The organism is Pseudomonas sp. F(2018) (assembly GCF_005508865.1).
Taxonomy (GTDB): Bacteria; Pseudomonadota; Gammaproteobacteria; order Pseudomonadales; family Pseudomonadaceae; genus Aquipseudomonas.
In genome coordinates, this window is the sequence record NZ_SCOM01000010.1 from 1 (window position 1) to 3,285 (window position 3,285).

Below are 3,285 nucleotides of genomic sequence, written 5' to 3' on the forward strand. Positions count from 1 at the left end.
GTGGGGGTTTGGCTTTTGCGCCGAAGAAAAATATTCAGCTGCTTGTGCAGTAGTGAAGGCAAGGGCCGGGTTCAGCCCTGAGGCTGGAGTTAAATCAGAGCAAATTGCGCGCAGTAAAGAGCCACCTAACGGTGGCTTTTGCGTTTCTTCATGTCTGAAAAGCTGGGCGCCTCTGCTGCGATGGTCTCCGGCTTGCCGAGGTGTTGGCATTTCTAGGCATTTCAATGTTGCATCGTTATGATGCCTGCCTCTTTATCCGAGCGTTCTTTTGATGCGGGAAGTATTGCGGCTGCTGCAGGATGGCCAGTTTCATTCCGGTGAGTCTATCGGGGCGCTGCTTGGGGTCAGTCGTGCGGCTGTCTGGAAGCGTCTGCAGCATCTCGAGGCTTCACTAGGCCTGGAAGTGCATCGGGTGCGCGGGCGAGGATACCGTTTGGCCTCGCAGCTTTCGTTGCTCGATGAAGAGGCGATTCTCGCAGCCTCTAGCGACGTTGGCTGGAAAGCCCAGGTAGCTGAGACGATCGATTCCACCAATGCCGAGGTGCTCCGTCGTTTAGCTGCCTCTGCCGAAGCCCCGCTCCTGGTCGTGGCTGAGAAGCAGGAGAGTGGTCGTGGTCGCCGGGGGCGCGCCTGGGCCAGCCCGTTTGGCGAAAACCTCTATTACAGTCTGGGGCTGCGCCTTGAGGGTTCGACCTTTCCTCTCGATGGCTTGAGCCTGTCGGTTGGCTTGGCTGTTCTGCGGACTCTGCAAGAGGTGGGTTGCGTCGGTGCCGGGCTCAAGTGGCCGAACGACCTGTTGGTTTCGGGGCGTAAGATTGCCGGTGTGCTGCTTGAGCTGGCGGGAGATCCGGCAGGAGCCTGTCAGGTGGTAATCGGCATCGGTATCAATGTGAATATGTTGCCTAGTAGCTCGGTACCAATCGACCAGCCCTGGACCTCACTGCGTGAGCAGCTTGGGTGCTTGGTTGATCGCACCGAGCTGGCGTTGATCCTGGGGCGCTGGCTGCGTCATTACCTGGATATGCATGGGCGAGATGGCTTCGTGGCTCTGCGCGAGGAATGGGAGATTGGCCATCTCTGGCAGGGGAAGGAGGTCAGCCTATTGGCGGGGCCTCAGCGTATCGATGGCGTCGTACTTGGTGTGGATCGAGTCGGAGCGCTGCGCCTGGATGTGGCGGGGCAGGAGCGGCAGTTCAGTGGTGGCGAGCTTAGTCTGAGGTTGCGTGATGATTCTTGAGCTGGACTGCGGGAACAGCCTGATCAAGTGGCGAGTTCAGGGCGAGGGGCGGATGCATGGCGGCGTCGTTGACTCCGACGAGCGCTTGCTCGAGGCGCTGCGCGGTGTCGCGAACCTGTCGCTACTGGGCTGCCGGCTGGTCAGTGTGCGTAGCGATGCGGAAACCTCAGCGTTGACGGATGCACTCGAGGCGGAGTTCGGGGTCAAGGTGCTTTGCGCTCAGCCTGCCTTGCAGCTTGCGGGGGTGCGCAACGGTTATGAGGAATATGCACGACTGGGGCTGGATCGCTGGCTCGCGGTGGTTGGCGCGTATCAGCTAGAGCGGGGTGCTTGCCTGGTGCTGGATCTCGGCACGGCGGTCACTTCCGATTTCGTGACGGCCGATGGCGAGCACCTTGGCGGTTACATCTGCCCTGGTCTTCCGCTGATGCGCAATCAGCTACGAACTCATACGCGACGTATTCGTTACGATGATGCTGCGGCCGAGCTGGCAGTACATAGTCTGCGGCCGGGAAGGGTAACGGTCGAGGCGGTAGAGCGCGGCTGTGCGTTGATGCTGCGCGGCTTTGTCCTGACTCAGGTCGAGCTAGCCTGCGAGCTGCTCGGGGAGTCCTTTGGTGTTTACCTTACGGGCGGCGATGCTGGCTTGGTGAGTGAGGTGTTGCCGCAGGCGCGGCAAGTGTCTGACCTTGTATTCGTTGGCTTGGCTCAGGCTTGTCCGCTGCCGGTGGAGGGTGCTTGATGCGTTGGTTCTTTCTGCTTCTGCTGGTTCTCAATCTCTTCTATTACGTCTGGCATCAGCAGCAGGCTCCCTTGCGGGTAAAGGAAGTGGAGCCAATGGCTCTCTATAAAGGAGAGCAGCAGGGAATTCGCTTGCTGGATGCGGCCGACCGCGCGAAGACGCGTCCAGAGCTTGCGCAGCCGTCGTCGACTGTCGATGAGACCTGTCTTTTCCTGGGTAGCTTCCAGGGTGAGGATGCGGCCCGACAGATCGAGCAGCGCCTTATTGCTCTGGATATCGAGGCTCAGGTGCGCGCGGTGGATGCGGCGGCGGGGTTGGACTATTGGGTCTACCTGGCTCCGCTTGCTTCGCGCCAGGCCTCGTTACGTCAGCTGAAGGAGTTGCAGGCGCGCAAGATCGACAGCTACATCATCACTCAAGGCGATCTGGCCAATGGCATTTCACTGGGGATTTTCCCGCGCAGCGATTCCGCCGAAAGCGTGATGCAGCGCCTGCGTGATGCGGGCTACGAGCCGATGCTGCGCGAGCTGCCGCGGGCTCAGCGCAGCTTCTGGGTGCGTGTCGCTCCAGAGAGTCGTCGTTTGGCCGACGATGTCCTGCAGCAGCTGGCCTCGGACTTCAAAGATCTGCAGCACCAAATAATGCCGTGTGAAAGCGTTGCAAGCGCTCAATAGTTTGCATAGAATGGCGCCCGCTTTACGAGGGTCGCCTCGCAGAGCTGCTGTCAAAGAGTGCTAACCTCAAGTTTTTATTGAGGAAATGCTTGACAGTAGGGTGGCATGAGAAGAGAATGCCGCCTCACTTTGGAGGGGTTCCCGAGCGGCCAAAGGGATCAGACTGTAAATCTGACGTCATAGACTTCGAAGGTTCGAATCCTTCCCCCTCCACCAGATTTAAGCGAGAGCCACAAGCTCCGCGGGCATAGTTTAGTGGTAGAACCTCAGCCTTCCAAGCTGATGATGCGGGTTCGATTCCCGCTGCCCGCTCCAAGTTTGTTGTTCATGCAAAGTGTTTCGCTCATGTAGCTCAGCTGGTAGAGCACACCCTTGGTAAGGGTGAGGTCAGCGGTTCAAATCCGCTCATGAGCTCCACTTCAACAAAGGCAGATATGCAGATATCTGCCTTTGTTTTAATGGCAGTGTCAGTTCTCAATTCCTTGTTCGGAGACGGGTCAGATGGCTAAGGAAAAATTTGAACGTAACAAACCGCACGTCAACGTTGGCACCATCGGTCACGTTGACCACGGTAAAACCACTCTGACCGCTGCTCTGACCCGCGTCTGCTCCGAAGTATTCGGTTCGGCCAA

At 58.5% G+C, this 3,285-nt stretch carries 4 protein-coding genes and 3 tRNA genes; all 7 read left to right on the forward strand.

The genetic code is table 11. The features are described 5' to 3' along the window. Positions 1 to 271 precede the first annotated feature (271 nt). Positions 272 to 1,237: a bifunctional biotin--[acetyl-CoA-carboxylase] ligase/biotin operon repressor BirA gene (gene birA, locus FFS62_RS23085; protein WP_137975187.1), complete on the forward strand. Its 966-nt coding sequence runs from the start codon at positions 272 to 274 to the stop codon at positions 1,235 to 1,237. Further along, positions 1,227 to 1,979: a pantothenate kinase gene (locus FFS62_RS23090; protein ID WP_137975188.1), complete on the forward strand. Its 753-nt coding sequence runs from the start codon at positions 1,227 to 1,229 to the stop codon at positions 1,977 to 1,979. Before birA ends, FFS62_RS23090 begins: the two co-directional genes overlap by 11 nt. Beyond that, entirely contained in the window at positions 1,979 to 2,653 is a 675-nt protein-coding gene (locus FFS62_RS23095; RefSeq protein ID WP_137975189.1) for an SPOR domain-containing protein, read from the forward strand. Before FFS62_RS23090 ends, FFS62_RS23095 begins: the two co-directional genes overlap by 1 nt. Positions 2,654 to 2,784: 131 nt before the next feature. After that, positions 2,785 to 2,869, forward strand: a tRNA-Tyr gene (locus FFS62_RS23100). 25 nt (positions 2,870 to 2,894) lie between these two features. Continuing rightward, positions 2,895 to 2,968, forward strand: a tRNA-Gly gene (locus FFS62_RS23105). A 26-nt stretch (positions 2,969 to 2,994) separates the two neighbouring features. After that, a tRNA-Thr gene (locus FFS62_RS23110) sits at positions 2,995 to 3,070 on the forward strand. An 84-nt stretch (positions 3,071 to 3,154) separates the two neighbouring features. Next, the coding region (locus FFS62_RS23115; RefSeq protein ID WP_234461683.1) for a GTP-binding protein at positions 3,155 to 3,285 on the forward strand (131 nt) is incomplete at its 3' end.